This window comes from Pseudomonas sp. MHK4, assembly GCF_054600775.1.
Genome location: NZ_BAAIAK010000005.1, coordinates 38411 through 64447 on the forward strand (window position 1 = coordinate 38411; position 26037 = coordinate 64447).

Sequence of the window (26037 nt, forward strand, 5' to 3'; positions counted from 1 at the left end):
TGCCCCCTGCGCAAACCCTTGGGTTGCTCCGGGCGAGGCAATCTTGAATAATTAACAACTGAGAATTATTTGCAGATAATAATGACGACCATCAGCGCTGGCCATCCCCGTATCCTAGCCATCGAAGACGACCTCGTACTCGGCGCCTATGTCCATGAACATCTGGGCCGTAGCGGCTTTCAGGTGACCTGGTGCCAGAATGGCCAGGAAGGCCTGGACATGGCACGCGAGCAAGCCTTCGATGTGGTGTTGATGGACATCCTACTGCCCGGGCTGGATGGACTGGCGGCGCTGACGCAATTGCGCCGCAGCCATTCCACCCCGGTGTTGCTGATGTCTGCACTGGGTGCCGAGGCCGATCGCATCAGCGGCTTTCAACTCGGGGCCGATGATTACCTGCCCAAACCCTTCAGCATGGTCGAGTTGCGCGTGCGCATCGAAGCCATCCTGCGCCGGGTAGCCCTTGATCGCCGGCCGACACCGGTGGCGCTCGTGGCCGAGGTGGACAGTCTGCGCTTCGACGACGAACTTTCCGACGTTTTCTATCGCCAATTGCCTGCCGGCCTGACCCGCAGTGAGTATCGACTGTTGGAAACCCTGAGCCGCAGCGTCGATGAAGTATTGAGCAAGGCCTTCCTTTATCAGCAGGTGCTGCAACGCGGTTATGCCGCTCACGATCGCAGCCTGGACATGCACATCAGCCAGATTCGCCGCAAACTCAAAGCCATCGGCTATACCGAGCGCGAGGTGCGCACGGTCTGGGGCAAGGGCTACATCCTGAGTGCCGGCGATGAAATGTAACTTGCCGGGCCGGCATTCGCTGTTCTGGAAGTTGGCCTGCCTGTTGGTGGCGTTCTGTCTGCTGATGATCTGGTTGAGCTGGTCCTGGGGTCGCTACATGGAGCAGCGCAACCAGTTCCTCTCGGACGAGGCTCGAGGCACCTTGACGCGCTATGCGGCCGAGGCGGAACAGGCGTGGCAACAACGTCGGACCGAGGGCGTCGATGACTGGCTGCAGACCATGCGTCAAAGGGAAAAGAGTTGGGTCGGTGTCATCGGCGGTGATCTGCAGTCCTTGAGCAGCTTTGCGCTGACGGACAATGAAATTGAACACCTGACGTTTCTGCGCGGCCTGGACTGGCCCATCCACAAGAAAGGCCGGCCGTGGATGCGGGTGCCGTTTCCCGGCGACCCTTCCGTTGGCAGCCTGGTGATCGAACTGCCGCAACGGTTCGTGCCGGGGCGCTACCAGGTGTTCTGGCGGGTGATCACCAACGGGGTCATTCCCGGGTTGTTCACTTTGCTGTTGTGCGTCGGCCTGTACCGCTTGCTGGTGGTGCCGCTCAATCACCTGCGCGAACAGGCCAATGCCTGGCGTGCCGATCAACTCAATGTGCGCCTGTCGCGCCGCACCACCAACCGCGCCGACGAGTTGGGAGAACTGGGCAGGGCGTTCGATCACATGTCCGAACGGCTGCAAAGCACCGTGGCGCTTCAACAACAACTGTTGCGCGACCTGTCCCATGAATTGAGAACGCCGTTGAGCCGCCTGCGGGTGGCCAGTGAAAGCGAGCAGGGCCTGGAGCAATTGCGCGAGCGCATCGGCCGCGAGGTCGATGGCATGCAACGGTTGGTGGAAGACACGCTGCAACTGGCCTGGCTCGACACGGAACGCACTCGATTGCCCGACGAAGCGATACAGGTCCAGGCCTTGTGGGAAATGCTCACGGAAAACGCCTGCTACGAAAGTTGCTGGCCGGATGGGCAGTTGCAATGTTCGGTGGACGCTTCCTGTTGGGTGCGCGGCCACCTCAATACCCTGGCCCAGGCCCTGGAGAACATGCTGCGCAATGCGATTCGACATTCGCCCAAGGGTGGCATTGTTCATCTGGGTGGGCAGCGCGAAGGCGACTACTGGCACCTGTGGCTGGAGGATGAGGGAGGCGGCGTAGCGGAGGCTGATCTAGAGCGAATCTTCTTGCCCTTCACCCGGCTCGACGGCTCGCGGCCGGGGGACGGTGGATTTGGCCTGGGCTTGAGTATTGCCAGGAATGCGGTGCGGCGTCAGGGTGGAAAGCTTTGGGCGCAGAACACCGGGAGCGGCTTGCGGTTGAACATGCTCTTGGTGGCGGATGATGGAGCTGTCAGTGATGACTCCTACGCGAGCAGGCTCTCCCTTCCTACAACGCTCTGATTTTGCCGGAGCCTTCCCGAGTTTCTGTACGACATTTCCCAAAGGGCATCACCGGTCATTTCAAGCATCCCTGGCGGTTTAAGCTCACGCTTTTACTCGTGTTCAAGGACCCAGGCATGACCGTACCCTTCGTTCCCGGCAGCACAACCGATGATCGTTTCAATGAAGTGCTTGCGCTGATTCAAAGTGCCAGGTGCCAGGCCTTGCAGGCGGTGAACACTCAACTGATCGAGTTGTACTGGCAGGTGGGTGCCTATATCAGCCGCAAGCTGGAGAACGCCGAATGGGGTGATTCCGTGGTCGGTCAACTGGCTGTGCATCTGGCTCAGACTCAGCCAGGATTGCGTGGTTTCACTCGGTCGAATTTGTTCCGCATGCGCCAATTTTATGAGACCTACCGCGCAGAAGAAAAAGTCGCACCACTGGCGCGACAATTGTCCTGGTCTCACAACATGATCATCTTTGGCCAGAGCAAACGCCCGGAAGAGCGCGATTTCTACCTGCGAATGGCCGTTCAGGAAAAATGGTCGAAGCGCGAACTGGAGCGACAGTTCAAGACAGCGCTATTTGAACGCAGCGTGACCCAGCCGGCCAAAGTCTCCGCAGTTCTGAAGCAAACCCACCCCTCTGCGTTAGAGATATTCCGCGACGCCTACATGGTCGAGTTTCTCGACCTGCCCGGCGCCCACGCCGAAACCGATCTGCATCGGGGCTTGCTGGGGCGCCTCAAGCAGTTCTTGAGTGAGCTTGGCCGCGATTTCTGCTTTGTCGGCTCCGAATATCCCTTACAAGTCGGCGGGCGTGATTTCGCACTGGACCTGTTGTTCTTTCACCGCGGTCTCAACTGTCTGGTGGCCATCGAGCTCAAGGTCGGCCGTTTCGAGCCTGAATATTTAGGCAAGTTGGGCTTCTACCTGGAAGCCCTGGATCGCGAAGAACGCAAACCTCATGAAAACCCTGCAATCGGGGTATTGCTCTGCGCCAGTAAAGAGGACGAAGTCGTCGAGTACGCCCTTAACCGCAGTCTGTCGCCAGCGCTGATCGCCGAGTACCAGGTACAACTACCGGATAAACAGTTGTTGCAGGCCAAGTTGCATGAGTTTTATGCGCTAAATATGGCGCAAGGGGAGGACGCGGAAGCGGCTTCAAGTCCTGCTTTGTGAGCCGCCCTTATTTCCATAAGCCATAAGCACCGCACTTTGCGTGATATGGCCTTGGAAGGTTTGCCGGTATGATAGGCGCCCCCGCAGTCTGGATTGCGAATACGCCATGACCTTGCAGTACCCAACCATCGCCGATTGCGTCGGCAACACTCCGCTGGTCCGTTTGCAGCGCCTGCCCGGCGCCACCAGCAATACCCTTTTGCTCAAGCTCGAGGGGAACAACCCGGCGGGTTCGGTCAAGGACCGTCCGGCGCTGTCGATGATCACTCGCGCCGAGTTGCGCGGGCAGATCCACGCCGGCGATACGCTGATCGAAGCGACTTCCGGTAATACCGGGATTGCGCTGGCCATGGCTGCCGCGATCAAGGGTTACAAGATGATCCTGATCATGCCGGACAACTCCAGCGCCGAACGCAAGGCGGCGATGACCGCCTATGGTGCCGAGCTGATCCTGGTCAGCCAGGAGGAGGGCATGGAAGGTGCCCGCGACCTCGCCCAGCGCATGGAGGCAGAAGGCCGTGGCAAGGTGCTGGACCAGTTCGCCAACGGGGACAACCCCGAGGCGCACTACACCACCACCGGTCCGGAAATCTGGCGCCAGACCCAGGGCACCATCACCCATTTCGTCAGTTCCATGGGCACCACTGGCACGATCATGGGCGTCTCGCGCTACTTGAAAGAGCAGAGCGACAACGTGCAGATCATCGGCCTGCAACCGATGGAAGGCTCGGCCATTCCCGGCATCCGCCGCTGGCCGCAGGAATACCTGCCGAAGATCTACCAGGCCGAGCGCGTCGACCGTATCGTCGACATGGCGCAGAGCGAAGCCGAGGACGTCACCCGGCGTCTGGCCCGCGAAGAAGGCATCTTCTGTGGCGTATCCTCGGGCGGGGCGGTGGCAGCGATGCTGCGTCTGTCCAAAGAAGTTGAAAACGCGGTGATCGTCGCGATCATCTGCGACCGTGGCGACCGATACCTGTCGACCGGCATTTTCGACGCGCCCAACTGATGGCCAAGCACGAGAGAGGCCTGCGCTTCCAGCCCACCGGCGGCAGCAAGGCCCCGCAAGTCCCGACCGGCAAAAAGCAGCGCCTCTGCATCGAGCGCCTGGCCAATGACGGTCGTGGTATCGCGTTTTTCGAAGGGCGTACCTGGTTCGTCATCGGCGCACTGGCCGGTGAAGAGGTCGAGGCACGCGTACTCGGCGCCCACGGCAAAGTCGTCGAGGCGCGCACCGAGCGCGTGTTCAAGGCCAGCGAACTGCGCCGCCCCGCACCCTGTGCCCATGCGGGTCGCTGCGGCGGTTGCAGCGTGCAGCATCTGCCCCACAGCGAACAGCTCGCCCTGAAACAGCGCATGCTCGCCGAGCAATTGTCGAAGGTCGCCGGGGTCGAGCCGGAAGAATGGGCTGCGCCATTGAGCGGTCCGGAATTCGCCTATCGGCGTCGCGCCCGGGTGGCGGTGCGTTGGGACATGAAGGCGAAAAAACTCGAAGTCGGTTTCCGTGCCGCCGGCAGCCAGGACATTGTCGGCATCGATGATTGCCCGGTGCTGGTACAGCCCTTGCAACCGATCATGGCTCGCTTGCCTGAAATGCTGCGGCGCTTGAGCAAGCCCCAAGCTCTGGGGCACGTGGAATTGTTCAGCGGTTCATCGCTGGCGGTATTGCTGCGCCACATGGCGCCGTTGTCCGAAAGCGACATGACCATCCTCAAGGATTTCTGCGCGTTTCACCAAGCCCAGTTGTGGTTGCACGGTGACGGCGAGCCGCACCCGGTCGAGGCCGATCAGTCCTTGGGCTATCGTCTTGAACAGTGGGATCTGAATCTGGCGTACCGGCCTGGGGATTTCATCCAGGTCAATGCCGCGGTCAACGAAGCGATGGTCGCCCAGGCGCTGGACTGGCTGAAACCGCAAGCCGATGAGCGCGTTCTCGATCTATTCTGTGGGTTGGGTAACTTTGCCTTGCCGCTGGCCAAAGCCGTTCGCGAAGTCGTGGCGGTGGAGGGTGTGCAGGTGATGGTCGATCGCGCCGCCGCGAATGCGATCAGCAACAATCTGCATAACGCGAAATTTTTTCAGGCCGATTTATCCCAGCCTTTGACCGATGCCGAATGGGCCGGCGAAGGCTTTTGTGCGGTACTCTTGGACCCACCGCGTGACGGCGCTTTCGAAGTCGTGCGCAAGCTCAAGTCCCTGGGGGCCGAGCGGTTGGTGTATGTGTCGTGCAACCCTGCGACGCTGGCGCGCGACACGGTCGAATTGATCAAGCAGGGCTACCGGTTAAAACGTGCCGGGATTCTCGATATGTTTCCTCAGACGGCGCATGTCGAGGCCATGGCGTTATTTGAAGCGAGCTAGGATGCTCGTCTGGTCCGACTGGCCCGCCCGTGCAGCCGCGTACCAGCCCGACGTGGGCTCATGGGCAACGAAGGTCAGCGATTTGACGCATTGAATCTGCGTCGTAGGGAAGGTAAGCAAGATGGTACAGGTGAGAGCACACCAGCCGATCAACACCGACGGCAGTATCAATCTCGAGGCTTGGCTCGATCACGCGGTCAGTGTCGATCTGGCACTGGATCGCGAAGCCTTGAAGGAAGCCTGCGAGTTCGCTCGCGAGGCCGAACAACAAGCCAATGCGGCAAAGAATCTGTGGACGGAAGGCAACTCGAGTTTCCGCACGGGCCTTGAGATCGCCGAGATCCTCGCCGACCTCAAGCTCGATCAGGATTCGCTGGTGGCCGCGGTGTTGTACCGGGGTGTACGCGAAGGCCAGATCCCGTTGCCCACCGTCAGCCAGCGCTTCGGTCCGGTGGTCGCCAAACTGATCGACGGCGTGCAGCGCATGGCGGCGATCAGCGACAGCCTGAGTCCGCGCAAATCCATGGTGATGGGCACCCAGGGCCAGGTGGAAAACCTGCGCAAGATGCTCGTGGCCATGGTCGACGACGTGCGCGTCGCCCTGATCAAACTGGCCGAGCGCACTTGCGCGATCCGTGCGGTCAAGACAGCCGACGACGAGAAGCGCAACCGCGTGGCCCGCGAGGTCTTCGACATCTACGCGCCACTGGCCCACCGCCTGGGTATCGGTCACATCAAGTGGGAGCTGGAGGACTTGTCCTTCCGTTACCTCGAACCCGACCAGTACAAGCAGATCGCCAAGCTGCTGCACGAGCGGCGACTGGATCGCGAGCGCTTCATCAGCGACGTGATGAGCCAGCTGAAGAACGAATTGCAGGCCACCGGCGTCGATGCCGACATCAGCGGCAGGGCCAAACACATCTATTCGATCTGGCGCAAAATGCAGCGCAAGGGCCTGGAGTTCAGCCAGATCTACGACGTGCGCGCCGTGCGGGTGCTGGTGCCGGAAATGCGCGACTGCTACACCGCGCTCGGCATTGTCCACACCCTGTGGCGACACATCCCGAAAGAGTTCGACGACTACATCGCCAACCCGAAAGAGAACGGCTATCGCTCATTGCATACCGCCGTGATCGGGCCTGAAGGCAAGGTGCTGGAGGTGCAGATCCGCACCCACGCCATGCATGAGGAGGCCGAACTCGGCGTATGCGCGCACTGGCGCTACAAGGGCACCGACGTCAAGTCCGGCTCCAATCACTACGAAGAGAAAATCTCCTGGCTGCGTCAGGTGCTCGAGTGGCACGAAGAGCTGGGCGACATTGGCGGGCTGGCCGAACAGCTGCGGGTCGATATCGAACCCGACCGGGTCTACATCTTTACCCCGGACGGTCACGCCATCGATTTGCCCAAGGGCGCGACGCCGCTGGATTTCGCCTACCGCGTCCACACTGAAATCGGTCACAACTGCCGCGGCGCCAAGATCAACGGGCGCATCGTGCCGCTCAACTACAGCCTGCAAACCGGTGAACAGGTCGAGATCATCACCAGCAAGCACGGTACGCCGAGTCGCGACTGGCTGAACCCCAACCTGGGTTACGTCACCACCTCGCGGGCGCGGGCGAAGATCGTCCACTGGTTCAAATTGCAGGCGCGCGACCAGAACGTCGCCGCCGGTAAAACCCTGCTCGAACGCGAACTCAATCGCCTCGGCCTGCCGCAGGTGGACTTCGACAAGCTGGCCGACAAGGCCAACATGAAGACCGCCGAGGACATGTTCGCGGCCCTCGGCGCCGGCGATTTGCGCCTGGCGCAACTGGTCAACCTGGCGCAGCAGCTGGTCGAGCCGGAACGCGGCAACGAACAGCTGGAACTGATTCCACGCAAGGCTACCGGCTACAAGCCAGGCAAGCGTGGCGACATCCAGATCCAGGGCGTGGGCAACCTGATGACTCAGATGGCCGGTTGCTGCCAGCCGCTGCCGGGGGATGCGATCGTCGGCTACATCACCCAGGGCCGTGGTGTGAGCATCCACCGCCAGGACTGCGCCTCGGTGTTGCAGTTGGGCGGGCGCGAGCCAGAGCGGATCATTCAGGTCAGCTGGGGGCCGGTACCGGTGCTGACCTATCCGGTTGACATCGTCATCCGTGCTTACGACCGCTCCGGATTGCTGCGTGACGTCTCGCAGGTGTTGCTCAACGAGCGGATCAACGTGCTGGCGGTCAATACTCGCTCGAACAAGGAGGACAACACCGCGTTGATGTCCCTGACCATCGAGATTCCGGGGCTGGACGCGCTTGGGCGGTTGCTGGGGCGGATTTCCCAGCTACCGAACATCATCGAAACCCGGCGTAACCGCACACCGTGAAATCAGCGCCGATCCAATGTGGGAGCGGGCTTGCTCGCGAAGAGGGCCTGTCAGTCGACATCAATGTTGTCTGCCACACCGCTTTCGCGAGCAAGCCCGCTCCCACAGGGAAGTCCTGTGATGAGAGGGATTGATGTTCAGCCTTGAAGATTTATTGCACCTGATGAACCGCCTGCGCGACCCGCAGTACGGTTGCCCGTGGGACATCAAGCAAACCTACGCCACCATCGTCCCGCACACCCTCGAGGAAGCCTATGAAGTTGCCGACGCCATCGAGCGCGGTGACTTCGATCATCTGCAGGGTGAGTTGGGCGACCTGCTGTTCCAGGTGGTTTACTACAGCCAGCTGGCCCGGGAAGAAGGGCGCTTCGAGTTCGCCGGCGTGGTCGACAGCATCACGCGCAAGTTGATTCGCCGTCATCCGCACGTATTCCCCACCGGTGACCTGTACGCGCCAGTGGATGTCCCGCGCTTGAATGAGGAACAGGTCAAGCAGCGCTGGGAAGAGATCAAGGCCGAGGAGCGCGCGGAAAACTCCAGCGCACCGCAACAGCTGTCCTTGCTCGATGATGTCCCGGCAACATTGCCGGCGTTGTCCCGCTCGGCAAAATTGCAGAAGCGCGCAGCGCAGGTTGGTTTCGATTGGCCCGATGCGTTGCCGGTGCTTGATAAAGTCCGTGAAGAACTCGATGAAGTCCTTGAGGCCATGTCGGAAAACGATCCAGAGGCCGTGGCCGACGAGATCGGCGATCTGCTATTTTCCGTGGTCAATCTGGCCAGGCATCTCAAGGTCGACCCGGAAACCGCGCTGCGTGGCGCCAACGGCAAGTTCGAGCGACGCTTCCGTTTTATCGAACAGGCATTGCGCGACACCCACCGTCCCATGGAAGATTGCACCCTCGAAGAGTTGGACGCCCTGTGGGGTGAAGCCAAACGCCAGGAAAAGAATGTGCCCAGCTGCGGTTGAGCAGTTGCCTAAGTGAGTAATAAGCACCATGAGCATTTCCCTTCGCGACCAGTTGCTCAAAGCAGGGCTGGTCAACCAGAAGCAGGCCAAGCAGGTCAGCAAAGACAAACAGAAGCAGCAGCGTCTGGCCCACAAGGGCCAGATCGAACTCGATGACTCCCAGCAGCGGGCGGCTCAGGAAGCCATGGCCGAGAAGGTCAAGCGCGATCAGGAGCTCAACCGCCAGCAGCAGGAGAAGGCCGAGGCGAAAGCCCGCGCTGCCCAGGTCAAGCAATTGATCGAAGCCACGCGCCTGCCGAAACTGACGACCGAGGACTACTACAACTTCGTCGACGACAAGAAGGTCAAGCGCCTCTCGGTCAACAACCTGATGCGCAACAAGCTGAGCAACGGTTCGCTGGCCATCGTGCACCACGCCGGCGGTTATGAAGTGATCCCCCGGGAAGCGGCCCTGAAGATCCAGGAGCGCGATCCGCAACGCATCGTGCAGCTGAATGTACAGACCGAAGAAGTCGCTGCCGAGGACGATCCATACGCGGCCTATCAGATCCCTGACGATCTGATGTGGTAAGCGGTTAACGGCTGCAATAACGACAAACCCCGCTGATGGCGGGGTTTGTCGTTTTCAATGCGGTCATTGCTCAGGCGGAGCGTCGTTCTCGTTGCTGCTCCAGGGTTTCCAGTTCGGCCTTGTAGCTGTGGGCATCTGTCTCGGAGTGGAACATCCCGACCAGCAAGTCTTGTTGATACACATCCCAGATCCGGACACCGGCGGCTACGCCTTCATGGGACATGCGTGAATCGTCGCGTTCAGTTACTTTTACAGTCATCTGCTAGCTCCAATCTCTGTTTATCTGCAGCAAGGCATGTGCAGGACTCTGTTATAGGGTTTGGTAGCTTGCTAAGTAAACGACTGAGTTTGGAAAGGGTTTTTTGCAAAAACGGCAACAGTCCTGCAGCCCGCTTAAACCGCGACATTCAGTCGCAGGGGCTTAAGTTTCATGACAAAAGCTTCATCTCCGGAGGCCTGCAGGCGGTAGGTCTTTTCCAGGCGAAAAAAAACGCCCCGAACCAGTCGGGGCGTTTTTTTGTGCGACTCAGCAGTGGGGAATTACTTGCCTTCCCAACGCTTCAGTACCAGCGTGGCATTGGTGCCACCGAAACCGAAGCTGTTGCTCATCACGGTATTGATGGTGGCGTTTTCGCGGGTCTTGGTCAGCACCGGCAGGTCGGCCACTTCAGGGTCCAGCTCGTCGATGTTGGCGGAACCGGCAATGAAGTTGCCTTCCATCATCAGCATGCAGTAGATCGCTTCGTGAACGCCGGCGGCGCCCAGGGAGTGACCCGACAGGCTCTTGGTGGAGCTGATGGCAGGAGCCTTGTCGCCGAACACTTCACGCACACCTTTCATTTCCGCGACGTCGCCGACTGGAGTCGAAGTGCCGTGGGTGTTCAGGTAGTCGATTGGTGTGTCGACGGTGGACAGCGCCTGCTGCATGCAGCGGATCGCGCCTTCGCCGCTTGGGGCGACCATGTCGTAGCCGTCGGAAGTCGCGCCGTAGCCAACGATTTCCGCGTAGATCTTGGCACCACGGGCCAGGGCGTGTTCCAGCTCTTCAACCACGACCATGCCGCCACCGCCGGCAATGACGAAACCGTCACGGTCAGCGTCGTAGGCACGGGAGGCTTGCTCCGGGGTGTCGTTGCGCTTGCTGGACAGTGCGCCCATCGCGTCGAACAGGAACGACTGGCTCCAGTGTTCTTCTTCACCACCGCCGGCGAAGACGATGTCTTGCTTGCCCATCTGGATCTGTTCCATGGCGGTACCGATGCAGTGAGCACTGGTGGCGCAAGCAGACGCGATGGAGTAGTTCAGGCCCTTGATCTTGAACGGCGTGGCCAGGCAGGCGGAAACGGTGCTGCTCATGGTCCGCGTTACGCGGTATGGGCCGACGCGCTTGACGCCTTTCTCGCGCAGGATGTCCAGCGCTTCCATCTGGTTCAGCGTGGAGGCGCCACCGGAACCGGCGATCAGGCCAGTACGCGGGTTGGACACTTGCTCTTCGGTCAGGCCGGAGTCAGCAATGGCGTCTTTCATGGCCAGGTAGGCGTAAGCCGCCGCGTGGCCGACGAAGCGATAGATCTTGCGATCGATCAGTTCTTCAAGGTTGAGGTCAATGGAGCCGGAAACCTGGCTACGCAGACCCATTTCGGCATATTCCGGGTTGAACCGGATGCCAGGGCGGCTTGCACGCAGGTTAGCGGAGACGGTCTCTTTGTCATTGCCCAGGCACGAAACAATGCCCAGACCAGTGATAACGACGCGGCGCATGCGGATAACCCTTAGAAGTTGTCAGTGGAGGTGAACACGCCGACCCGGAGGCCTTCGGCGGTATAGATTTCGCGACCGTCGACAGTCACCGAACCGTCGGCGATGGCCAGGTTCAGCTTGCCTTTGAGGACACGCTTGATATGAATGTTATAGGTGACTTTCTTGGCTGTCGGCAGGACCTGGCCGAAGAATTTCACTTCGCCCGAACCCAGGGCGCGACCGCGGCCCGGCAGGCCCTGCCAGCCCAGGAAGAAACCGACCAGTTGCCACATGGCGTCGAGGCCCAGGCAGCCCGGCATCACCGGATCGCCTTCGAAGTGGCAGGCGAAGAACCACAGGTCCGGAGTGATATCCAGCTCGGCGACCAATTCACCTTTGCCGTACTTGCCACCTTCTTCGCTGATCAGGGTGATGCGATCGACCATCAGCATGTTCGGGGCGGGCAGTTGCGCGTTACCTGGGCCGAACAGCTCACCGCGACTGCAGCGCAGCAGGTCTTCCCGGGTAAAGGCGTTTTGTTTGGTCATGCGAGCTCCTCAATAGTCCCATGCGGCAGGTGGGGCAAATCTTCCCGGCCGATCGAAGCGTTCATGCCTCGAACCGGCAGCCTACTCATAGACTATTGCGTTGTAGTGAAAGTCACAGCACCAAGGACATGAATGTACACTTGTGCACTGAAATTTTTAATCAAGCCCAATTTCGGACTTGTACGGGTGCCTAAGACTGCCGCACTTTCGCCTTTCACGCCAGTCGCAGATGCTCGAAAGGCCTGTACTACTGCACCCATCGCTGCAGAATTTGCTGAAGATCAGTTCGTTTGAAGGGCTTGGCCAGGTAATCGTTCATTCCTGCCGACAAGCAGGCTTCACGATCCCCCTGCAAGGCGTTGGCGGTCAGGGCGATGATCGGCAAGTCGGTGCAGCCGGGCAGTTCGCGGATCTGGCGGGTGGCCTCATAGCCGTCGATGATCGGCAATCGGCAGTCCATCAGTATCGCTTCGAAAATCAGGCTCTCGGCACTGCGTACCGCCTGTGCGCCATCGGCGGCGACGCTGACCGTAAAGCCCAGGCTGCGCAACATGGCTTCGATTACCGTCTGGTTGACCGGATTGTCCTCGACCAGCAGCACATTGCGTCCTTCGCCGTCACCCTTGTGGGTCGATACGCGCGGTACTCGTGCCGGCAAGGCCTGTTGATACAACGCCAGCGGAATTTCCAGGGTGAACACCGAGCCACGGCCTTGCTCGCTCTGGGCACGCAAGGTGCCACCCATGCGTTCGGCGAGCGTTCGCGCAATCGGCAGACCCAGGCCGGTACCACCATAGCGTCTGGAAATGGAACTGTCGGCCTGCTGAAACGCGTCGAACATCAATTCCAGGCTTTCGGGGGGAATGCCAATGCCGCTGTCGCGTACCGTGCAGGTGAACCACAGCAGCTCGTGATCCAGGGACTGCCACTGCGGCTCAATGCAGACGCGGCCCTGTTCGGTGAACTTCAATGCATTGCCGACCAGATTGACCAGTATTTGCCGGATGCGGGTCGGATCGCCCTGAACCTGAAGTGCGCGCATATCCGCCGGTATCTGCAACTGCAGATCGAGTCCACGTTGTACGGCGCTGTGCTGGAACGACTGGGCGCAACTGCCAATCAGGTCCGCGAGGTTGAAGGGAATATGCTCCAGCTCCAGTTCTGAGCGTTCGATACGCGAAAAATCCAGAATGTCATTGATGACTTTGAGCAGGTGTTCGGTGGACTCCGAAGCCAGCGCGGTATATTCGAGCTGTTCTTCGGTCATCTTGGTGGTTTCCAGCAACTGCAACATGCCCAGCACGCCATTCATCGGCGTGCGCAATTCGTGGCTCATCATGGCGAGGAAATCGGACTTGGCGTTGTTGGCTTTTTCCGCTTCCTCGCGGGTCTGGATCAACTGTGCCATGGCTTGATGCTGTTCATGGCTGGCCTGCTCGAGGCCGCTGGCGAGGTTGTTGATGTGTTGCGACAGAGCGCCCAGTTCGGTGTCGTCAACGATGGGCAGGGGTGTTTTGTAGTCGCCAGCCTGGATCGCCTTGACCGCATTGCCGATATCACGCAGAGGTTGCGACAGGCTTGAGGCCAGGCGGCGGGCGACCAGGAAGGTAAACAGCAACGCAAACAGCGCCAGAATGCCGGCTTTAAGCAGGATCTCCTGCTGGCGCTGGTTGAATGCATCGTTGGACAGGCCGACGATCACCCGGCCCAGGTAATCCTCGGCGGGAGCCGTGGGGGTAACTTTTTTGCCGTCCTGGAAAAAATCGTTGTGCAGCGCGATCCGTTGCAGCCGCACGGGAGCCTGGAACACTTCGACCTGATGCGGCTGGTGGTAGCTTGCCGAGGGTTGCTCGACGTACACCAGAATCCGGTTGGCGCTGTCCTGTATCTCCAGGAACCGTACGTTGGGCGTGGCCAGTGTGGCCTTGAGCAGGCTTTCGAGGACCTCGTTGTTGCCCGAAATCACCCCGTATTCGGTGGCCGGTGCCAGTTGGTTGGCAATCAGCTGGCCGGTATGGTTGAGTTCCTGGCGCAGGTCCTGGATCCGCACGAAGGTGAAGAAACTGATCAACAGCAACGTCAGCAGCAGGGCAGGGCCGAGGCTGATGATCTGGGTGCGGGTACTGATGTCCCAGCGTCGACGGAAGGTCATGGATGGCGTTCTCCTTCTGCCAGCAGCGTTGCGACAGACGCATCGATTACCGGTTCGAGCTCCAGGGACCGCGACACCTGCGGATTGCTCGAGACTTTGAAGCGCTTCGGGTACTGCGCGCGTGGCCATGTGGCTGGCAGCTGGTCGAGCAATTCATCGACAATCGCCAGCCAGTCATTCTGGTCACTGTAGGTAGTGGCCAGGCTCCCGGCCTTGACGAATCCGGCATTGGGGCCGATCAAGGCCCGTTGTCGAGCATAGCTGCTGAGCAACAGGTTTTTCGCGGTTTTCGGGTTGAACAGATCGGGATCGTCGAGGCCCAGCAATACATCGCTGTTGTCCAGCAAAGCCTGCAAAGGACGGCTGTCCTGAGTGTTTTCCCAACGCTCGGTGACCACCTCAAGCCCCAGGGGGTGGGCGGCCTGACGTAGTTCCCGCAACAGAAACTCGCTATGGCTGTCGTACAGCACGCCAACTCGTTTGACCTGGGGCAGCAGCACACGGGCGAGGCGCAATTGCCGGTCCAGTGGTGGATCGCTCCAAAGCAGGCTGAGGTGCGCGGGCAGGGCGTGCCCCAGATGTCGTTGCGCCTGCAGGCGGCTGATGCACAGCACCAGCGTCGCTGGGCCGCGTGTGTCCTGCAGGCGCCAGTCGAGACTGGGCAGGTCGAGCAGGACCAGGCGGGTGTCACCCGCCAGCTTGCCCGGTGGCGGCAGGCTGGCCAGCGCCTGGAACCGCACGTTGTCGGCCGGTCGCAGTTGCCGCAAGGCCTGGACAAAGGATTGCCGGCCGGGGCTGTCGTCGACACCGATCAGGAGAATATCCGCAGCGTTGGCCGAAAGGCTGTTGAGCCAGCCACCGAATATCAGGCAGGCCATGACCAGCAGGCAGCCAAGGGTTGGCGTCTTCCGTGACGGACGATGCAGCATTTTAAAACGCCAGCTCTGCGCTGAAATACATCATCCGACGCTCTTTATAGTTATTGTTGATAATTGCCGCATTCTAGTTAACGAATGATGGCGCGCATGTTAACCGAGCTCGATGAGTTTTCCAGTCACGATGCAAGCATTTCTTAGGTTTTGCCGGACTTCTGCCTGCGCACGCCGGTAATTGAAGCGGGGACTGGCCGACACGGGGGCGCGCCGTATAATGCCGGCATCGCCATTGGTATGGATAACGGATTGCATATGACTGAACAGCGCCCGATCGCGGTCTTGGGAGGCGGAAGTTTTGGTACCGCCGTGGCTAACCTGCTGGCAGAAAATGGCCATCAAGTCCTGCAATGGATGCGTGACCCCGAACAGGCCGAAGCCATCCGGGTCAATCGCGAGAACCCGCGGTACCTCAAGGGCATCAAGATTCTGCCCGGGGTGACGCCGGTCAACGATCTGCTGGCCACTCTGGACGCCTGCGACCTGAGTTTTGTCGCGCTCCCCTCCAGCGCATTGCGTTCGGTGCTGGCCCCGCACGCCGAACGGTTGAGCGGCAAAATGCTGGTGAGCCTGACCAAGGGCATTGAAGCCCACACCTTCAAGCTGATGAGCCAGATTCTCGAAGAGATTGCGCCACTGGCACGCATCGGTGTGTTGTCCGGGCCGAACCTGGCCCGTGAAATCGCCGAGCACGCGTTGACCGCCACGGTGGTCGCCAGTGAAGACGAAGAACTCTGCCAACAGGTCCAGGAGGTGCTGCACGGCCGTACCTTTCGCGTGTATGCCAGCGCCGACCGTTTTGGCGTGGAGCTGGGTGGGGCGTTGAAAAACGTCTACGCGATCATTGCCGGCATGGCGGTGGCGATGGGCATGGGCGAAAACACCAAGAGCATGCTGATTACCCGTGCGCTGGCGGAAATGACTCGCTTCGCGGTGAATCAGGGCGCCAACCCGATGACGTTCCTCGGCCTTGCGGGCGTGGGTGACCTGATCGTGACCTGCTCGTCGCCAAAAAGCCGTAATTATCAGGTCGGATTTGCCCTCGGCCAGGGCTTGAGCCTCGAAGAGGCGGTCAATCGCCTGGGTGAAGTCGCCGAAGGCGTGAACACTCTTAAAGTGCTCAAGGCCAAGTCCCAGGAGGTTGGCGTATATATGCCGTTGGTCGCCGGGCTGCATGCGATCCTGTTCGAAGGGCGCACGCTTGAGCAGGTGATCGGGCTCTTGATGCGCGGCGAGCCGAAGACCGATGTCGACTTTATTTCCACCAGCGGCTTCAACTGAAAACTTTACTTCACAGGAACGGAGCGAGACATGAGTGATCAAAAAGTAGAAGCCAGATACGAGTCCATTCTGCTTCGAGTACTGTGGATGGTGGTGTTCCTGCTGGTCTGGCAGGTGGCGCAGTTCATGCTTGGCGCTGTGGTGCTGGTGCAGTTGATCTATCGTTTGATTTATGGCGCCCCGAGCGCCAGCCTGATGAACTTCGGCGACAGTCTGAGCCAGTTCCTGGCACAGATCGGTCGTTTCGGCAGTTTTCACAGCGACCAGAAACCCTGGCCGTTCGCCGATTGGCCGACGCCGCGTACGCCGGAAGGTGAAGCGCCGCACGTCGTGGCGCCTGCGCCACATCCGGCCCGGGATGAGGAACCCAAACTATGAAACTCTGGGTATTGCGTCATGGGGAAGCCGTGCCACACGGTTCCAAACCCCACGATTCGGAGCGGGAGTTGACGGAGCACGGGCGTGAGGAAGTGCTGCGTAGCGCTGCAAATTTGATCGGGCAACCGCTGACTGCCATCTACGCCAGCCCGTACCTGCGGGCGCAGCAAACCGCGCAGCTGGTGCGCGACGCGTTGGGTTTCGAACCGGAAATCCGCACTGTCGAATGGCTGACACCGGACACCGAGCCGGACAAGGTGGCCGAACAGATGGTTGCGGTCAGCGACGTGCTGCTGGTCAGTCACAACCCCCTGGTGGGGAATCTGCTGAGTTACCTGCAACATGGTGCCGGGCATCCGCCGGAGAGGGTCGAGACGGCCGGCCTGGCGGAACTCAAGGGCGATGAGCTGTTGGTCGGTTCCATGAGGCTCAACAGCATCAAGCACCCGTAAAGCCAAAGATCGCAGCCTGCGGCACTCCTACACCCCTCGTAGGAGCTGCCGCAGGCTGCGATCTTTTGCTCTTGTTGTCCAAAAAAATATAACCAAGCACTTGCTTGGTTAACTACGCTTGCTCCAGACCAAAATAAAGGAGCGAGTCCCATGCCTGCTGCTTCTCGTTTGCCACTGGACATCTTCTACGAGCGCGAGGCCCGTCATCCGCGCCAGCGCTTTCTTGTCCAGCCAATGGGCGGTGGGCAGGTCGAGACCTTGACCTGGGAGGACGTCGGTCACCAGGCCCGTTGCGCGGCCCATTGGCTGCGGTCGCGGGAACTGCCCCAAGGCAGTCACATCGCCCTGATCTCGAAAAATTGCGCGCACTGGATCATTGCCGACCTGGCGATCTGGATGGCCGGGCATGTCTCGGTGCCGTTGTACCCCAACCTCACTGCCGAATCGGTGGCCCAGGTGCTCGAACACTCGCAAGCGGCGCTGGCCTTCATCGGCAAACTCGACAACTGGCCTGGTATGTCCCGGGGCGTCAAACCCGATCTGCCGACCATCAGCCTGCCGCTGCATCCACCCGGAACCTTCGATTTCAGCTGGGCCGACCTGCAACGCAGCTCGCCGATCCAGGACGATCCCAAGCCCGCCGCCGACCAACTGGCGACCATCATCTATACGTCCGGCACCACCGGCATGCCCAAGGGCGTGATGCACAGCTTTGCCAATTTGGGATTCGCCACCACGCGCGGCACACAACTGTTCGGCCTGAATGAGTCGGATCGATTGTTGTCGTATTTGCCGTTGTGCCACGTTGCCGAGCGAATGTTCGTCGAGTTGGCCTCGATCTACACTGGGCAAAGCGTGTTTTTTGCCGAAAGCCTCGATACCTTCCTGGCTGATCTGCGGCGTGCCCGGCCAACGGCGCTGTTTGGGGTGCCGCGCATCTGGACCAAATTCCAGATGGGGGTTTACAGCCAGATTCCGGCAAAGCGCCTGGATTTCCTGCTCGGTCTGCCGATTATCGGCAAACGGGTTGGGCACAGGGTTCTTGCCGGTTTGGGGCTCGATGCCTTGCGCGTTGCCCTGTCCGGTGCCGCCCCGGTGCCGCTGAGTTTGCTGCTGTGGTACCGCAAGCTCGGGCTGGACGTGCTGGAGGTGTACGGCATGACGGAAAGCTGCGGCTACTCGCACATCTGCCTGCCGGGACAGCACAAACCGGGCTGGATCGGCATGCCTTGCCCGGAGGTTGAGGTACGCATCGACGAATCGGGCGAGGTCATGGTGCGCAGTGGCGCGACCATGCTCGGCTATTTCAAGGAGCCGCAGAAAACCGCCGACACCCTCACCGAGGACGGCTTCCTGCGCACCGGCGACAAGGGCGAGGAAGACGCACAAGGCAACCTGCGCCTGACCGGGCGCCTGAAGGAGATCTTCAAGACCAGCAAAGGCAAGTACGTGGCCCCGGCGCCCATCGAAAACCGCCTGGCGGTGCATTCGCGCATCGAGCAGGTGTGCGTGGTCGGTGATGGCTTGAGTGCGCCCCTGGGCCTGTGCGTGCTCTCGGCCGTCGGGCAACAGGAGGCAAGGGCCGGGTTGCATTCAAGCCTGGAAAAACTGCTGGAAGAGGTCAATAACGCCCTCGACAAGCACGAACGCTTGCGCCGACTGGTGGTGGTCAAGGACAGCTGGGCGGTGGAGAACGGCTTTCTCACGCCGACGTTGAAGATCAAGCGCAATGTGATCGAAGCTGCTTACGGCGCCCGCTTCGAAGAATGGAGCGAGCACAGCGAAGCGGTGCTGTGGCAGGATTGAGTCACGAATAAAATCAACAAGGAAAATCTGCTATGAGCCTGTGGCGTACCGCTCCGAACATCGAACAGTTGAATGCCATTCAGAAAAACACCATCGGCGAAGTGCTGGACATTCGTTTCGAAGCCTTCGATGAACAGTCCCTGACCGCGAGCATGGTCGTCGATCACCGCACTCACCAGCCGTATGGCCTGCTGCATGGCGGCGCTTCCGTGGTGTTGGCCGAATCCGTCGGTTCCATGGCCAGCTACCTGTGCATCGATACCAGCAAATTCTACTGCGTGGGCCTGGAAATCAACGCCAACCATTTGCGTGGCCTGCGCAGCGGGCGGGTGACGGCGGTGGCAAAGCCGATTCACATCGGGCGTACGACCCATGTCTGGGATATCCGTTTGACCAGTGATGAAGGCAAGGCCAGCTGCGTGTCGCGGCTGACCATGGCGGTGGTGCCTTTGGGTGAGAATCCGCCCGCGCGTTGATCGCCAGTCATGGCTTTGACCGGACTGTCATCATTCCTGTCAGTTACGGTCATTGCTGTAGGACGCGGTCTTGCGGACAATCAGCTTTTGTTCTCGCTCATGGATTTGCAGGTATGTCGCAACAGATATTTTTCGCCCACGCCAATGGTTTTCCTTCGGGGACCTACGGCAAATTGTTTGCGGCGCTGGCGCCCGAATATCAGGTGACGCATCTGGAGCAGCACGCCCATGACCCGCGTTTCCCGGCGGACGACAACTGGTACAACCTGGTGGATGAACTGATCCACCACCTGCAGCAACAGCCTGCGCCGGTGTGGGGTGTCGGTCATTCCTTCGGCGGCGTACTGCATCTGCACGCGGCATTGCGATGCCCCGAGTTGTATCGCGGTGTGGTGATGCTCGATTCGCCGGTACTGACCCGCACCGATCAATGGGTCATCCGTGCAGCCAAGCGTTTTGGCTTCATCGACCGCCTGACCCCGGCCGGTCGCACCCTGGGTCGTCGTGAAGAGTTTGCCGATCTCGACAGCGCCCGCCGCTATTTCGCCGGCAAGACCCTGTTTCGCAGCTTCGACCCGGAATGTTTCGACGCCTATCTGCAACACGGTTTGCACAAGGTCGGCGACAAGCTGCGCCTGCGTTTCGACCCGGCTACGGAAATCAGCATCTACCGTGGCGTGCCGCACACCAGCCCTGCCAGCACCCGGCAGCTGAAAGTGCCGCTGGCGGTGGTTCGCGGGCAAAAGAGCAATGTGGTGATGCGCCATCACGCCAGTTCGGTCGGGCGCATGCCAAATGGTGAATCACTGAGCATGCCGGGTGGTCACATGTTTCCCCTGGAACGCCCGCAGGACACGGCCACGCTGCTGAAAAACCTGTTCAACCGCTGGGACGGTCGTCAACAGCAGGATTGCGCATGAGCCATGCAGTCGAAGAAGTCCGCCTGAGCCTGCCGCATATCGAGTTGGCAGCGCACTTGTTTGGCCCCGATGACGGTTTGCCGGTGATTGCCCTGCATGGCTGGCTGGACAACGCCAACAGCTTCGCCCGCCTGGCACCGAAGCTCAAAGGCCTGCGCATTATCGCCCTGGACATGGCCGGTCACGGGCATTCCGGGCACCGCCCGCCGGGCGCCGGTTATGCCATGTGGGACTATGCCCACGATGTGCTGCAAGTGGCAGAACAGCTTGGGCTGAAGAGGTTTGCGTTGCTGGGGCATTCGATGGGCGCCATCGCATCGCTGATCATTGCCGGCTCGTTTCCGCAGCGCGTCACCCACCTGGCATTGATTGACGGCGTCATTCCACCCACGGACAAAGGCGAAAACGCTGCCGAACGCATGGGCCTGGCCCTGCAGGCGCAACTGGATCTGCGGGCGAAGCGCAAACCGGTCTACAGCACCCTCGACCGTGCCATCGAAGCGCGCATGAAAGGCCTGGTGGCGGTCAGTCGCGAAGCCGCCGAGCTGCTGGCCCAGCGTGGGTTGATGCCGGTGCCCGGGGGCTACACCTGGCGCACCGACAATCGCCTCACGCTGCCGTCGCCGCTGCGCCTTACTACCGAGCAGGCCATGGCCTTCGTCCAGCGGATCGCTTGCCCGGCGAAACTGGTGGTCGCCGCCGACGGCATGCTCGCCAAGCACCCCGAGTTGCTGGAGCGTCTACCCTTGAGCATTGAACAGCTGCCAGGCGGTCATCATTTGCACCTGAATGATGAACCCGGCGCCGATCTTGTCGCAGACTGTTTCAATCGGTTCTTCGTCATTCCTTGACTTGCGCCGGGCAACTGTCGAGGCTGGGCGGGTTGAAAAGGGAGACAACCATGATAGACCTCTACACCGCTGCGCCCCCGATTGGACACAAGGTCGTGCTGATCCGATGAGTCTATCCATACGCTCACTCAGTTTGCTGATGCTCTGTTGTTTCAGTCCTCTATCGTTAGCCGCCGATCTGCCTGGCAGTCAGGACTTGCCGATCGTGCCGCGCATGGCCGATGCGCAGATCGTCGACTACCGCCCTGCGGCAGAGCTCGAGCGGATCTACCCGCTCGGCTCGATCCGCAAGATCAGCGGCCAGTTGCGCTTTGACGGCCAGGTCAGTGCTCGCGGGCAGGTCACGTCGGTGACCTATGAATTGCCTGCGGAGCACTCATCGACCGAGGCCTTCACCGCGGCGCGCGAAGCGCTGCAGCAGCAGGACGCGCAGTTGCTGTTCTGGTGCCAGGCTCGAGATTGCGGCGAAAGCAGCCTGTGGGCCAACGAAGTGTTCGGTAACGCCAAGCTCTATGGCGCCGATAACGAGCAGGCGTACCTGCTGCTGCGCCTGGCCGCGCCTCGGGACAATACCCTGGTGGCGCTTTACAGCATCACCCGGGGCAATCGCAAAGCCTACCTGCACGTCGAACAATTCGACGCCACCGCCCCGCTGGGCGATTTGCTGCCCACCTCCGCGACCTTGCTGCGCGAACTCAAGAGCACCGGCGAACTCGACTTCCCCAAACTCACTGAAACACCCGATGACACTTGGCTACGCTTGATCTCCCGGGGACTGAACCTGGACGCCACCTTGCGGGTCAGTGTCTCCGGGCCCAATGCCGAAGCCTGGCGACAGTCGCTGATTGATCAGGGCGTACGTGCGGCACGGATGGAAACCGGTGCTATCGAAGGCTCGGGCCTGCATATCAAACTGCTGCGATAGGCGTTATCCGGCGAACACCCGTGGCGTGTTCGCCTACTCTTTTTGCTGAATGATTTTTTCGAGACTGTGATGATCAATAACGATCGGCTGTTGGTGCAGATCCTGCTCCTGGTGCTGTTTGGCGCGAGCTTCTGGGTGATGGCGCCGTTCTGGTCGGCCCTGTTCTGGGGCGCAGTGCTGGCCTTTGCCAGTTGGCCGCTGATGCGCCTGCTGACCCGCTGGCTCAATGGCCGAGAATCCCTGGCGGCAGCCTTGCTGACCGTGGGCTGGATGGTGCTGGTGGCGGCGCCCCTGGTGTGGCTCGGGTTCAACCTGGCGGACCATGTGCGCGATGCCACGGCGTTCATCAAGGATGTGCAGGTCGACGGCTTGCCTGAAGCGCCGCACTGGCTGGGCAGCGTTCCCCTGGTGGGCGAGCGGCTGGTGGTGATCTGGAACAGCATCGATCAGCAGGGCGCGGCAATGATGGTGTCGCTCAAGCCTTATCTGGGCCAGGTCGGCAACTGGTTGCTGGCACGTAGCGCGCAGATTGGCAGCGGCATTCTCGAGCTGACCCTGAGCATTGTCTTCGTGTTCTTTTTCTATCGCGACGGCCCACGGTTGGCGGCCTTTGTCCATGGTTTGCTGGAGCGCCTGATCGGCCACCGTGCCGGGTATTACATCGAGCTGGTGGCGGGCACGGTGCAACGGGTGGTGAACGGTGTGATCGGCACTGCCGCGGCCCAGGCCGTGCTGGCGCTGATCGGCTTCCTGATTGCCGGCGTTCCCGGGGCGTTGGTGCTCGGTATCGTGACCTTCATGCTCAGCCTGATTCCCATGGGGCCGCCGCTGGTATGGATTCCGGCCACGGCCTGGCTGGCCTGGAAGGGTGATTACGGGATGGCGGTGTTCCTCGGCATCTGGGGCATGTTCATCATCAGTGGCGTGGACAACGTGCTCAAACCGTACCTGATCAGCCGGGGCGGGAATCTACCGCTGGTGATCGTGTTGCTTGGGGTGTTTGGCGGTTTGATCGCATTCGGCTTCATTGGTCTGTTTATCGGTCCGACCTTGCTGGCCGTGGCTTACAGCCTGTTGACCGACTGGAGCAAGAGCCAGGCGCGGGTCGACGACCGTCGCTGAATTCAAACTTGTCTGGGCAGGCGGATGATCGCTGTCAGGCCGCCACCAGGTGTCTCTTCCAGGCTTAGCTGTCCGCCCAGCCGTTGCGCCGCCTCGCGGGCTATGGTCATGCCCAGGCCGACGCCGCCGGAGTTGCGATTGCGTGATCCTTCCAGGCGAAAAAAAGGCTCGAAGACCGCTTCACGTTTATCTGCCGCGATGCCCGGCCCATGGTCGATGACCCGGATCAGCAGGTGCTCGCGGTGGTCCTGCAAAGTGATCCGTACCTGCCCGGCATACCGCAAGGCGTTGTCCAGCAGGTTATTGATGCAGGAGCGTAACGCCATCGGCTGTACTTGCAACGGCGCGCAATGCCCGCTGACCTGGACGTCGGCACCCTGGTCCTGGGCGTTTTCGCTCAGGGACTCAACCAGCGCCTGCACATCCATCCACTGTGACGCCTCGCTGGTGCGCTGTTCGTGCAGGTAGGTGAGGGTCGCATCGAGCATGCTGATCATGTCGTCCAGATCCTGGCGCATCTGGCCTTGCAGCTTGTCGTCGTCGATCTGTTCCAGGCGCAGTTTGAGCCGTGACAGGGGCGTGCGCAGGTCGTGGGAAACCGCGCCGAGCATGCGCGAACGCTGCTTGACCTGCTCGATGATGCGCCGCTGCATTTTATTGAACGTGTGCGCTGCTTGCCGCGCTTCCCGTGGGCCGGATTCCTCCAGCGGCGTACTGTCGAGATTTTCACTCAGGCGCTCGGCCGCGTCGCTCAGGCGCTGAATCGGCCGACTGAGCAATTTGGCACCGTACCAGGCGGCAATGATCAGCGAGATCAACTGGAAGGTCAGGGGCACCAGCGGTCCGCCGAACCATGGCCGGGGAGGGCGTTCGGCGAGGCGTGGGGTCGTCGCTGGGCGTTGACCGTCGAAGCCCTCGGAAAACGCCGGCGGTGGAGGTGGAGCTGGTGGCGGTGGCGGTGGCGGGCCGTAATAGTGAAACCAGGCAAAGGCCAGCAGGTGCGCCAGGATGATCGCGATCAGCAACACGCCAAACAGGCGGCCGAACAACGTATCGACGCGCGCTCGCATCAGCCGATGTCTCGGGCGTCGAACAGGTAACCCTCGCCACGGACAGTCTTGATCAGTTGCGGGGCCTTGGGGTCGTCACCGAGTTTCTGGCGCAGGCGCGACACCAACAGGTCAATGCTGCGATCGAAGGCTTCGATCGAGCGGCCGCGAGCGGCATCGAGCAATTGCTCGCGGCTCAGGACCCGACGCGGACGCTCGATGAACACCCAGAGCAGGCGAAATTCGGCATTGGACAGCGGCACAACCAGGCCATCGGCTGCAATCAACTGGCGCAGCACGCTGTTCAGGCGCCAATTGTCGAAGCGGATGTTCGCCCGTTGTTCGCTGCGGTCGTCACGCACCCGGCGCAGGATGGTCTGGATGCGCGCGACCAGTTCGCGGGGTTCGAACGGCTTGGCCATGTAGTCGTCGGCACCCAGCTCAAGGCCGATGATCCGGTCGGTGGGTTCGCAACGGGCGGTGAGCATCAGGATCGGAATATCCGACTCGCCGCGCAACCAGCGGCACAGCGACAGGCCGTCTTCGCCGGGCAGCATCAGGTCGAGCACCACCACGTCGAAATGCTCCGCCTGCATCGCCAGGCGCATGGCGGCGCCATCGTTGACACCGCTGGCGTGGATGTTGAAACGGGCCAGATAGTCGATCATCAGCTCGCGGATCGGCACGTCATCGTCGACGATCAGCGCGCGAATGTTCCAGCGTTTATCGTCGCCGGGCGCTTTTTGATCGTCGTTCACGGGGGCTGGAGTGTTGTACATGGGTGGGTTCATCTGCCAGGTAGGCTGCCAACCACAAAGATAGGCTGCGAGGTCGTGGTTCCAGCATAGGCGTCCAGCCCGGAGGCGGGAAGTGCTGTGGTTAGGACGTATTGCGGTTGTCGAGGGTACCGGGCAAGGATGTTAAGGGCGTGTCGTGACTGTACCGAACTCGACACAATTGTCGCAGAGGCTAGTCTTGCCTGAGCGTTCTCGACGATTTACCGATCATCGGGTCCCGCAGGGCCGTTGGTTCCGCTACAATGCGCGCCGATTTCGACTTGCCTGAGAGCCCACTCATGTCCGCCTGCCAGACTCCTATCATCGTCGCCCTGGATTTCCCTACCCGTGACGCCGCACTGAAGCTGGCCGATCAGTTGGACCCGAAACTGTGCCGGGTCAAAGTCGGTAAGGAACTGTTCACCAGCTGCGCTTCGGAAATCGTCGGCACCCTGCGTGACAAGGGTTTCGAAGTGTTCCTGGACCTCAAGTTCCACGACATCCCCAACACCACGGCCATGGCGGTCAAGGCGGCTGCGGAAATGGGCGTGTGGATGGTCAACGTCCACTGCTCCGGTGGCCTGCGCATGATGGCGGCTTGCCGTGAAGTGCTGGACAAGCGCAGCGGCCCGCAGCCATTGCTGATTGGCGTGACCGTGTTGACCAGCATGGAACGTGAGGATCTGGCCGGTATCGGTCTGGACATCGAGCCGCAAGAGCAGGTCCTGCGTTTGGCGGCCTTGGCGGAAAAAGCCGGGATGGATGGCCTGGTGTGCTCGGCCCTGGAAGCCCAGGCGCTGAAAGCGGCGCACCCGTCGCTGCAACTGGTGACCCCGGGGATTCGTCCCGCGGGCAGCGCCCAGGACGATCAGCGCCGCATCCTGACCCCGCGCCAGGCACTGGACGCCGGTTCCGATTACCTGGTGATCGGCCGTCCGATCAGCCAGGCGGCGGATCCGGCCAAGGCGCTGGCTTCGGTAGTCGCCGAACTCGCGTAAACACCAAATC

At 60.8% G+C, this 26037-nt stretch carries 25 protein-coding genes; 18 read left to right on the top strand and 7 right to left on the bottom strand.

Annotated elements, in window-relative coordinates; all coding sequences use genetic code 11:
* Positions 1–81 precede the first annotated feature (81 nt).
* From ACYP2Q_RS14450 to ACYP2Q_RS14485, 8 genes are all read left to right on the top strand, one after another.
* Entirely contained in the window at positions 82–801 is a 720-nt protein-coding gene (locus ACYP2Q_RS14450; protein WP_459731077.1) for a response regulator transcription factor, read from the top strand.
* Entirely contained in the window at positions 791–2194 is a 1404-nt protein-coding gene (locus tag ACYP2Q_RS14455; protein ID WP_459731078.1) for a histidine kinase sensor domain-containing protein, read from the top strand. Before ACYP2Q_RS14450 ends, ACYP2Q_RS14455 begins: the two co-directional genes overlap by 11 nt.
* A gap of 116 nt (positions 2195–2310) precedes the next feature.
* On the top strand, positions 2311–3357 hold the full coding sequence (locus ACYP2Q_RS14460) for a PDDEXK nuclease domain-containing protein (protein ID WP_459731423.1): 1047 nt from the start codon (positions 2311–2313) through the stop codon (positions 3355–3357).
* Positions 3358–3463: 106 nt separating this feature from the next.
* The gene (gene cysM / locus ACYP2Q_RS14465; protein ID WP_248687716.1) at positions 3464–4366 is read left to right on the top strand and encodes a cysteine synthase CysM; all 903 of its coding nucleotides are present in this window, start codon (positions 3464–3466) and stop codon (positions 4364–4366) included.
* On the top strand, positions 4366–5718 hold the full coding sequence (gene rlmD, locus ACYP2Q_RS14470) for a 23S rRNA (uracil(1939)-C(5))-methyltransferase RlmD (RefSeq protein ID WP_459731079.1): 1353 nt from the start codon (positions 4366–4368) through the stop codon (positions 5716–5718). The genes cysM and rlmD overlap by 1 nt, the downstream gene beginning before the upstream one ends.
* 121 nt (positions 5719–5839) lie before the next feature.
* A complete protein-coding gene (relA, locus tag ACYP2Q_RS14475; protein WP_459731080.1) occupies positions 5840–8083 on the top strand; it encodes a GTP diphosphokinase in 2244 nt (747 codons plus the stop codon).
* A 133-nt stretch (positions 8084–8216) separates the two neighbouring features.
* On the top strand, positions 8217–9050 hold the full coding sequence (gene mazG, locus ACYP2Q_RS14480) for a nucleoside triphosphate pyrophosphohydrolase (RefSeq protein WP_459731081.1): 834 nt from the start codon (positions 8217–8219) through the stop codon (positions 9048–9050).
* Between the two features lie 28 nt (positions 9051–9078).
* The gene (locus tag ACYP2Q_RS14485) at positions 9079–9621 is read left to right on the top strand and encodes a DUF2058 domain-containing protein (RefSeq protein ID WP_459731082.1); all 543 of its coding nucleotides are present in this window, start codon (positions 9079–9081) and stop codon (positions 9619–9621) included.
* Between the two features lie 70 nt (positions 9622–9691).
* Here ACYP2Q_RS14485 and ACYP2Q_RS14490 read toward each other — a convergent pair whose 3' ends face one another.
* The 5 genes from ACYP2Q_RS14490 to ACYP2Q_RS14510 all read right to left on the bottom strand — a co-directional run bounded on the left by ACYP2Q_RS14490 (position 9692) and on the right by ACYP2Q_RS14510 (position 14990).
* Entirely contained in the window at positions 9692–9880 is a 189-nt protein-coding gene (locus tag ACYP2Q_RS14490; protein ID WP_459731083.1) for a hypothetical protein, read from the bottom strand.
* Between the two features lie 281 nt (positions 9881–10161).
* Positions 10162–11382: a beta-ketoacyl-ACP synthase I gene (gene fabB, locus ACYP2Q_RS14495; RefSeq protein WP_007957797.1), complete on the bottom strand. Its 1221-nt coding sequence runs from the start codon at positions 11380–11382 to the stop codon at positions 10162–10164.
* An 11-nt stretch (positions 11383–11393) separates the two neighbouring features.
* Entirely contained in the window at positions 11394–11909 is a 516-nt protein-coding gene (gene fabA, locus ACYP2Q_RS14500) for a 3-hydroxyacyl-[acyl-carrier-protein] dehydratase FabA (protein WP_003179264.1), read from the bottom strand.
* Between the two features lie 247 nt (positions 11910–12156).
* Complete coding sequence (locus ACYP2Q_RS14505; protein ID WP_459731084.1) at positions 12157–14061, bottom strand: ATP-binding protein; 1905 nt, start codon at positions 14059–14061, stop codon at positions 12157–12159.
* Positions 14058–14990 carry an ABC transporter substrate-binding protein gene (locus tag ACYP2Q_RS14510; RefSeq protein WP_459731085.1) on the bottom strand — a complete coding sequence of 311 codons (933 nt, stop codon included), beginning with the start codon at positions 14988–14990 and terminating at the stop codon, positions 14058–14060. Before ACYP2Q_RS14510 ends, ACYP2Q_RS14505 begins: the two co-directional genes overlap by 4 nt.
* A gap of 258 nt (positions 14991–15248) precedes the next feature.
* On the opposite strand from ACYP2Q_RS14510, the gene ACYP2Q_RS14515 reads away from it, so the two are divergent.
* The 9 genes from ACYP2Q_RS14515 to ACYP2Q_RS14555 all read left to right on the top strand — a co-directional run bounded on the left by ACYP2Q_RS14515 (position 15249) and on the right by ACYP2Q_RS14555 (position 23204).
* A complete protein-coding gene (locus tag ACYP2Q_RS14515) occupies positions 15249–16274 on the top strand; it encodes an NAD(P)H-dependent glycerol-3-phosphate dehydrogenase (protein ID WP_459731086.1) in 1026 nt (341 codons plus the stop codon).
* A gap of 30 nt (positions 16275–16304) precedes the next feature.
* Positions 16305–16652: a DUF4389 domain-containing protein gene (locus ACYP2Q_RS14520; protein ID WP_008062869.1), complete on the top strand. Its 348-nt coding sequence runs from the start codon at positions 16305–16307 to the stop codon at positions 16650–16652.
* Positions 16649–17104, top strand: coding sequence for a phosphohistidine phosphatase SixA (gene sixA / locus ACYP2Q_RS14525; RefSeq protein ID WP_459731087.1), 456 nt, complete (start codon positions 16649–16651; stop codon positions 17102–17104). Before ACYP2Q_RS14520 ends, sixA begins: the two co-directional genes overlap by 4 nt.
* 150 nt (positions 17105–17254) lie before the next feature.
* Positions 17255–18910: an AMP-binding protein gene (locus tag ACYP2Q_RS14530; protein WP_459731088.1), complete on the top strand. Its 1656-nt coding sequence runs from the start codon at positions 17255–17257 to the stop codon at positions 18908–18910.
* A gap of 32 nt (positions 18911–18942) precedes the next feature.
* Positions 18943–19386: a hotdog fold thioesterase gene (locus tag ACYP2Q_RS14535; RefSeq protein ID WP_459731089.1), complete on the top strand. Its 444-nt coding sequence runs from the start codon at positions 18943–18945 to the stop codon at positions 19384–19386.
* 113 nt (positions 19387–19499) lie between these two features.
* The gene (locus ACYP2Q_RS14540) at positions 19500–20306 is read left to right on the top strand and encodes an alpha/beta fold hydrolase (protein ID WP_459731090.1); all 807 of its coding nucleotides are present in this window, start codon (positions 19500–19502) and stop codon (positions 20304–20306) included.
* Positions 20303–21157 (top strand): alpha/beta hydrolase, encoded by an 855-nt coding sequence (locus ACYP2Q_RS14545; protein WP_459731091.1) that lies wholly within the window; start codon positions 20303–20305, stop codon positions 21155–21157. Before ACYP2Q_RS14540 ends, ACYP2Q_RS14545 begins: the two co-directional genes overlap by 4 nt.
* 118 nt (positions 21158–21275) lie before the next feature.
* The gene (locus ACYP2Q_RS14550) at positions 21276–22082 is read left to right on the top strand and encodes a DUF4892 domain-containing protein (protein ID WP_459731424.1); all 807 of its coding nucleotides are present in this window, start codon (positions 21276–21278) and stop codon (positions 22080–22082) included.
* Between the two features lie 69 nt (positions 22083–22151).
* Complete coding sequence (locus tag ACYP2Q_RS14555) at positions 22152–23204, top strand: AI-2E family transporter (RefSeq protein ID WP_459731092.1); 1053 nt, start codon at positions 22152–22154, stop codon at positions 23202–23204.
* A 2-nt stretch (positions 23205–23206) separates the two neighbouring features.
* On the opposite strand, the gene ACYP2Q_RS14560 is transcribed toward ACYP2Q_RS14555, so the two are convergent.
* Both ACYP2Q_RS14560 and ACYP2Q_RS14565 read right to left on the bottom strand, forming a co-directional pair.
* A complete protein-coding gene (locus ACYP2Q_RS14560; RefSeq protein WP_459731093.1) occupies positions 23207–24274 on the bottom strand; it encodes a sensor histidine kinase in 1068 nt (355 codons plus the stop codon).
* Positions 24274–25032 carry a response regulator gene (locus ACYP2Q_RS14565; protein WP_459731094.1) on the bottom strand — a complete coding sequence of 253 codons (759 nt, stop codon included), beginning with the start codon at positions 25030–25032 and terminating at the stop codon, positions 24274–24276. Before ACYP2Q_RS14565 ends, ACYP2Q_RS14560 begins: the two co-directional genes overlap by 1 nt.
* 296 nt (positions 25033–25328) lie before the next feature.
* Between ACYP2Q_RS14565 and pyrF the strand changes: the two genes are divergently transcribed.
* Positions 25329–26027, top strand: a complete 699-nt coding sequence (gene pyrF, locus ACYP2Q_RS14570; RefSeq protein ID WP_274072934.1) for an orotidine-5'-phosphate decarboxylase — start codon at positions 25329–25331, stop codon at positions 26025–26027.
* Positions 26028–26037: the final 10 nt, after the last annotated feature.

Excerpts from the sequence above, each read along its gene's own strand:
- ACYP2Q_RS14460 (WP_459731423.1), top strand. The coding sequence starts at position 2,311 with ATGACCGTACCCTTCGTTCCCGGCAGCACAACCGATGATCGTTTCAAT.
- ACYP2Q_RS14535 (WP_459731089.1), top strand. The coding sequence starts at position 18,943 with ATGAGCCTGTGGCGTACCGCTCCGAACATCGAACAGTTGAATGCCATT.
- ACYP2Q_RS14485 (WP_459731082.1), top strand. The coding sequence starts at position 9,079 with ATGAGCATTTCCCTTCGCGACCAGTTGCTCAAAGCAGGGCTGGTCAAC.
- ACYP2Q_RS14520 (WP_008062869.1), top strand. The coding sequence starts at position 16,305 with ATGAGTGATCAAAAAGTAGAAGCCAGATACGAGTCCATTCTGCTTCGA.
- ACYP2Q_RS14455 (WP_459731078.1), top strand. The coding sequence starts at position 791 with ATGAAATGTAACTTGCCGGGCCGGCATTCGCTGTTCTGGAAGTTGGCC.
- pyrF (WP_274072934.1), top strand. The coding sequence starts at position 25,329 with ATGTCCGCCTGCCAGACTCCTATCATCGTCGCCCTGGATTTCCCTACC.
- ACYP2Q_RS14565 (WP_459731094.1), bottom strand. The coding sequence starts at position 25,032 with ATGTACAACACTCCAGCCCCCGTGAACGACGATCAAAAAGCGCCCGGC.
- ACYP2Q_RS14555 (WP_459731092.1), top strand. The coding sequence starts at position 22,152 with ATGATCAATAACGATCGGCTGTTGGTGCAGATCCTGCTCCTGGTGCTG.
- ACYP2Q_RS14530 (WP_459731088.1), top strand. The coding sequence starts at position 17,255 with ATGCCTGCTGCTTCTCGTTTGCCACTGGACATCTTCTACGAGCGCGAG.
- ACYP2Q_RS14490 (WP_459731083.1), bottom strand. The coding sequence starts at position 9,880 with ATGACTGTAAAAGTAACTGAACGCGACGATTCACGCATGTCCCATGAA.
- ACYP2Q_RS14560 (WP_459731093.1), bottom strand. The coding sequence starts at position 24,274 with ATGCGAGCGCGCGTCGATACGTTGTTCGGCCGCCTGTTTGGCGTGTTG.
- ACYP2Q_RS14505 (WP_459731084.1), bottom strand. The coding sequence starts at position 14,061 with ATGACCTTCCGTCGACGCTGGGACATCAGTACCCGCACCCAGATCATC.
- rlmD (WP_459731079.1), top strand. The coding sequence starts at position 4,366 with ATGGCCAAGCACGAGAGAGGCCTGCGCTTCCAGCCCACCGGCGGCAGC.
- relA (WP_459731080.1), top strand. The coding sequence starts at position 5,840 with ATGGTACAGGTGAGAGCACACCAGCCGATCAACACCGACGGCAGTATC.
- ACYP2Q_RS14510 (WP_459731085.1), bottom strand. The coding sequence starts at position 14,990 with ATGCTGCATCGTCCGTCACGGAAGACGCCAACCCTTGGCTGCCTGCTG.
- ACYP2Q_RS14540 (WP_459731090.1), top strand. The coding sequence starts at position 19,500 with ATGTCGCAACAGATATTTTTCGCCCACGCCAATGGTTTTCCTTCGGGG.
- mazG (WP_459731081.1), top strand. The coding sequence starts at position 8,217 with ATGTTCAGCCTTGAAGATTTATTGCACCTGATGAACCGCCTGCGCGAC.
- cysM (WP_248687716.1), top strand. The coding sequence starts at position 3,464 with ATGACCTTGCAGTACCCAACCATCGCCGATTGCGTCGGCAACACTCCG.
- ACYP2Q_RS14545 (WP_459731091.1), top strand. The coding sequence starts at position 20,303 with ATGAGCCATGCAGTCGAAGAAGTCCGCCTGAGCCTGCCGCATATCGAG.
- fabB (WP_007957797.1), bottom strand. The coding sequence starts at position 11,382 with ATGCGCCGCGTCGTTATCACTGGTCTGGGCATTGTTTCGTGCCTGGGC.
- fabA (WP_003179264.1), bottom strand. The coding sequence starts at position 11,909 with ATGACCAAACAAAACGCCTTTACCCGGGAAGACCTGCTGCGCTGCAGT.
- ACYP2Q_RS14515 (WP_459731086.1), top strand. The coding sequence starts at position 15,249 with ATGACTGAACAGCGCCCGATCGCGGTCTTGGGAGGCGGAAGTTTTGGT.
- ACYP2Q_RS14450 (WP_459731077.1), top strand. The coding sequence starts at position 82 with ATGACGACCATCAGCGCTGGCCATCCCCGTATCCTAGCCATCGAAGAC.
- sixA (WP_459731087.1), top strand. The coding sequence starts at position 16,649 with ATGAAACTCTGGGTATTGCGTCATGGGGAAGCCGTGCCACACGGTTCC.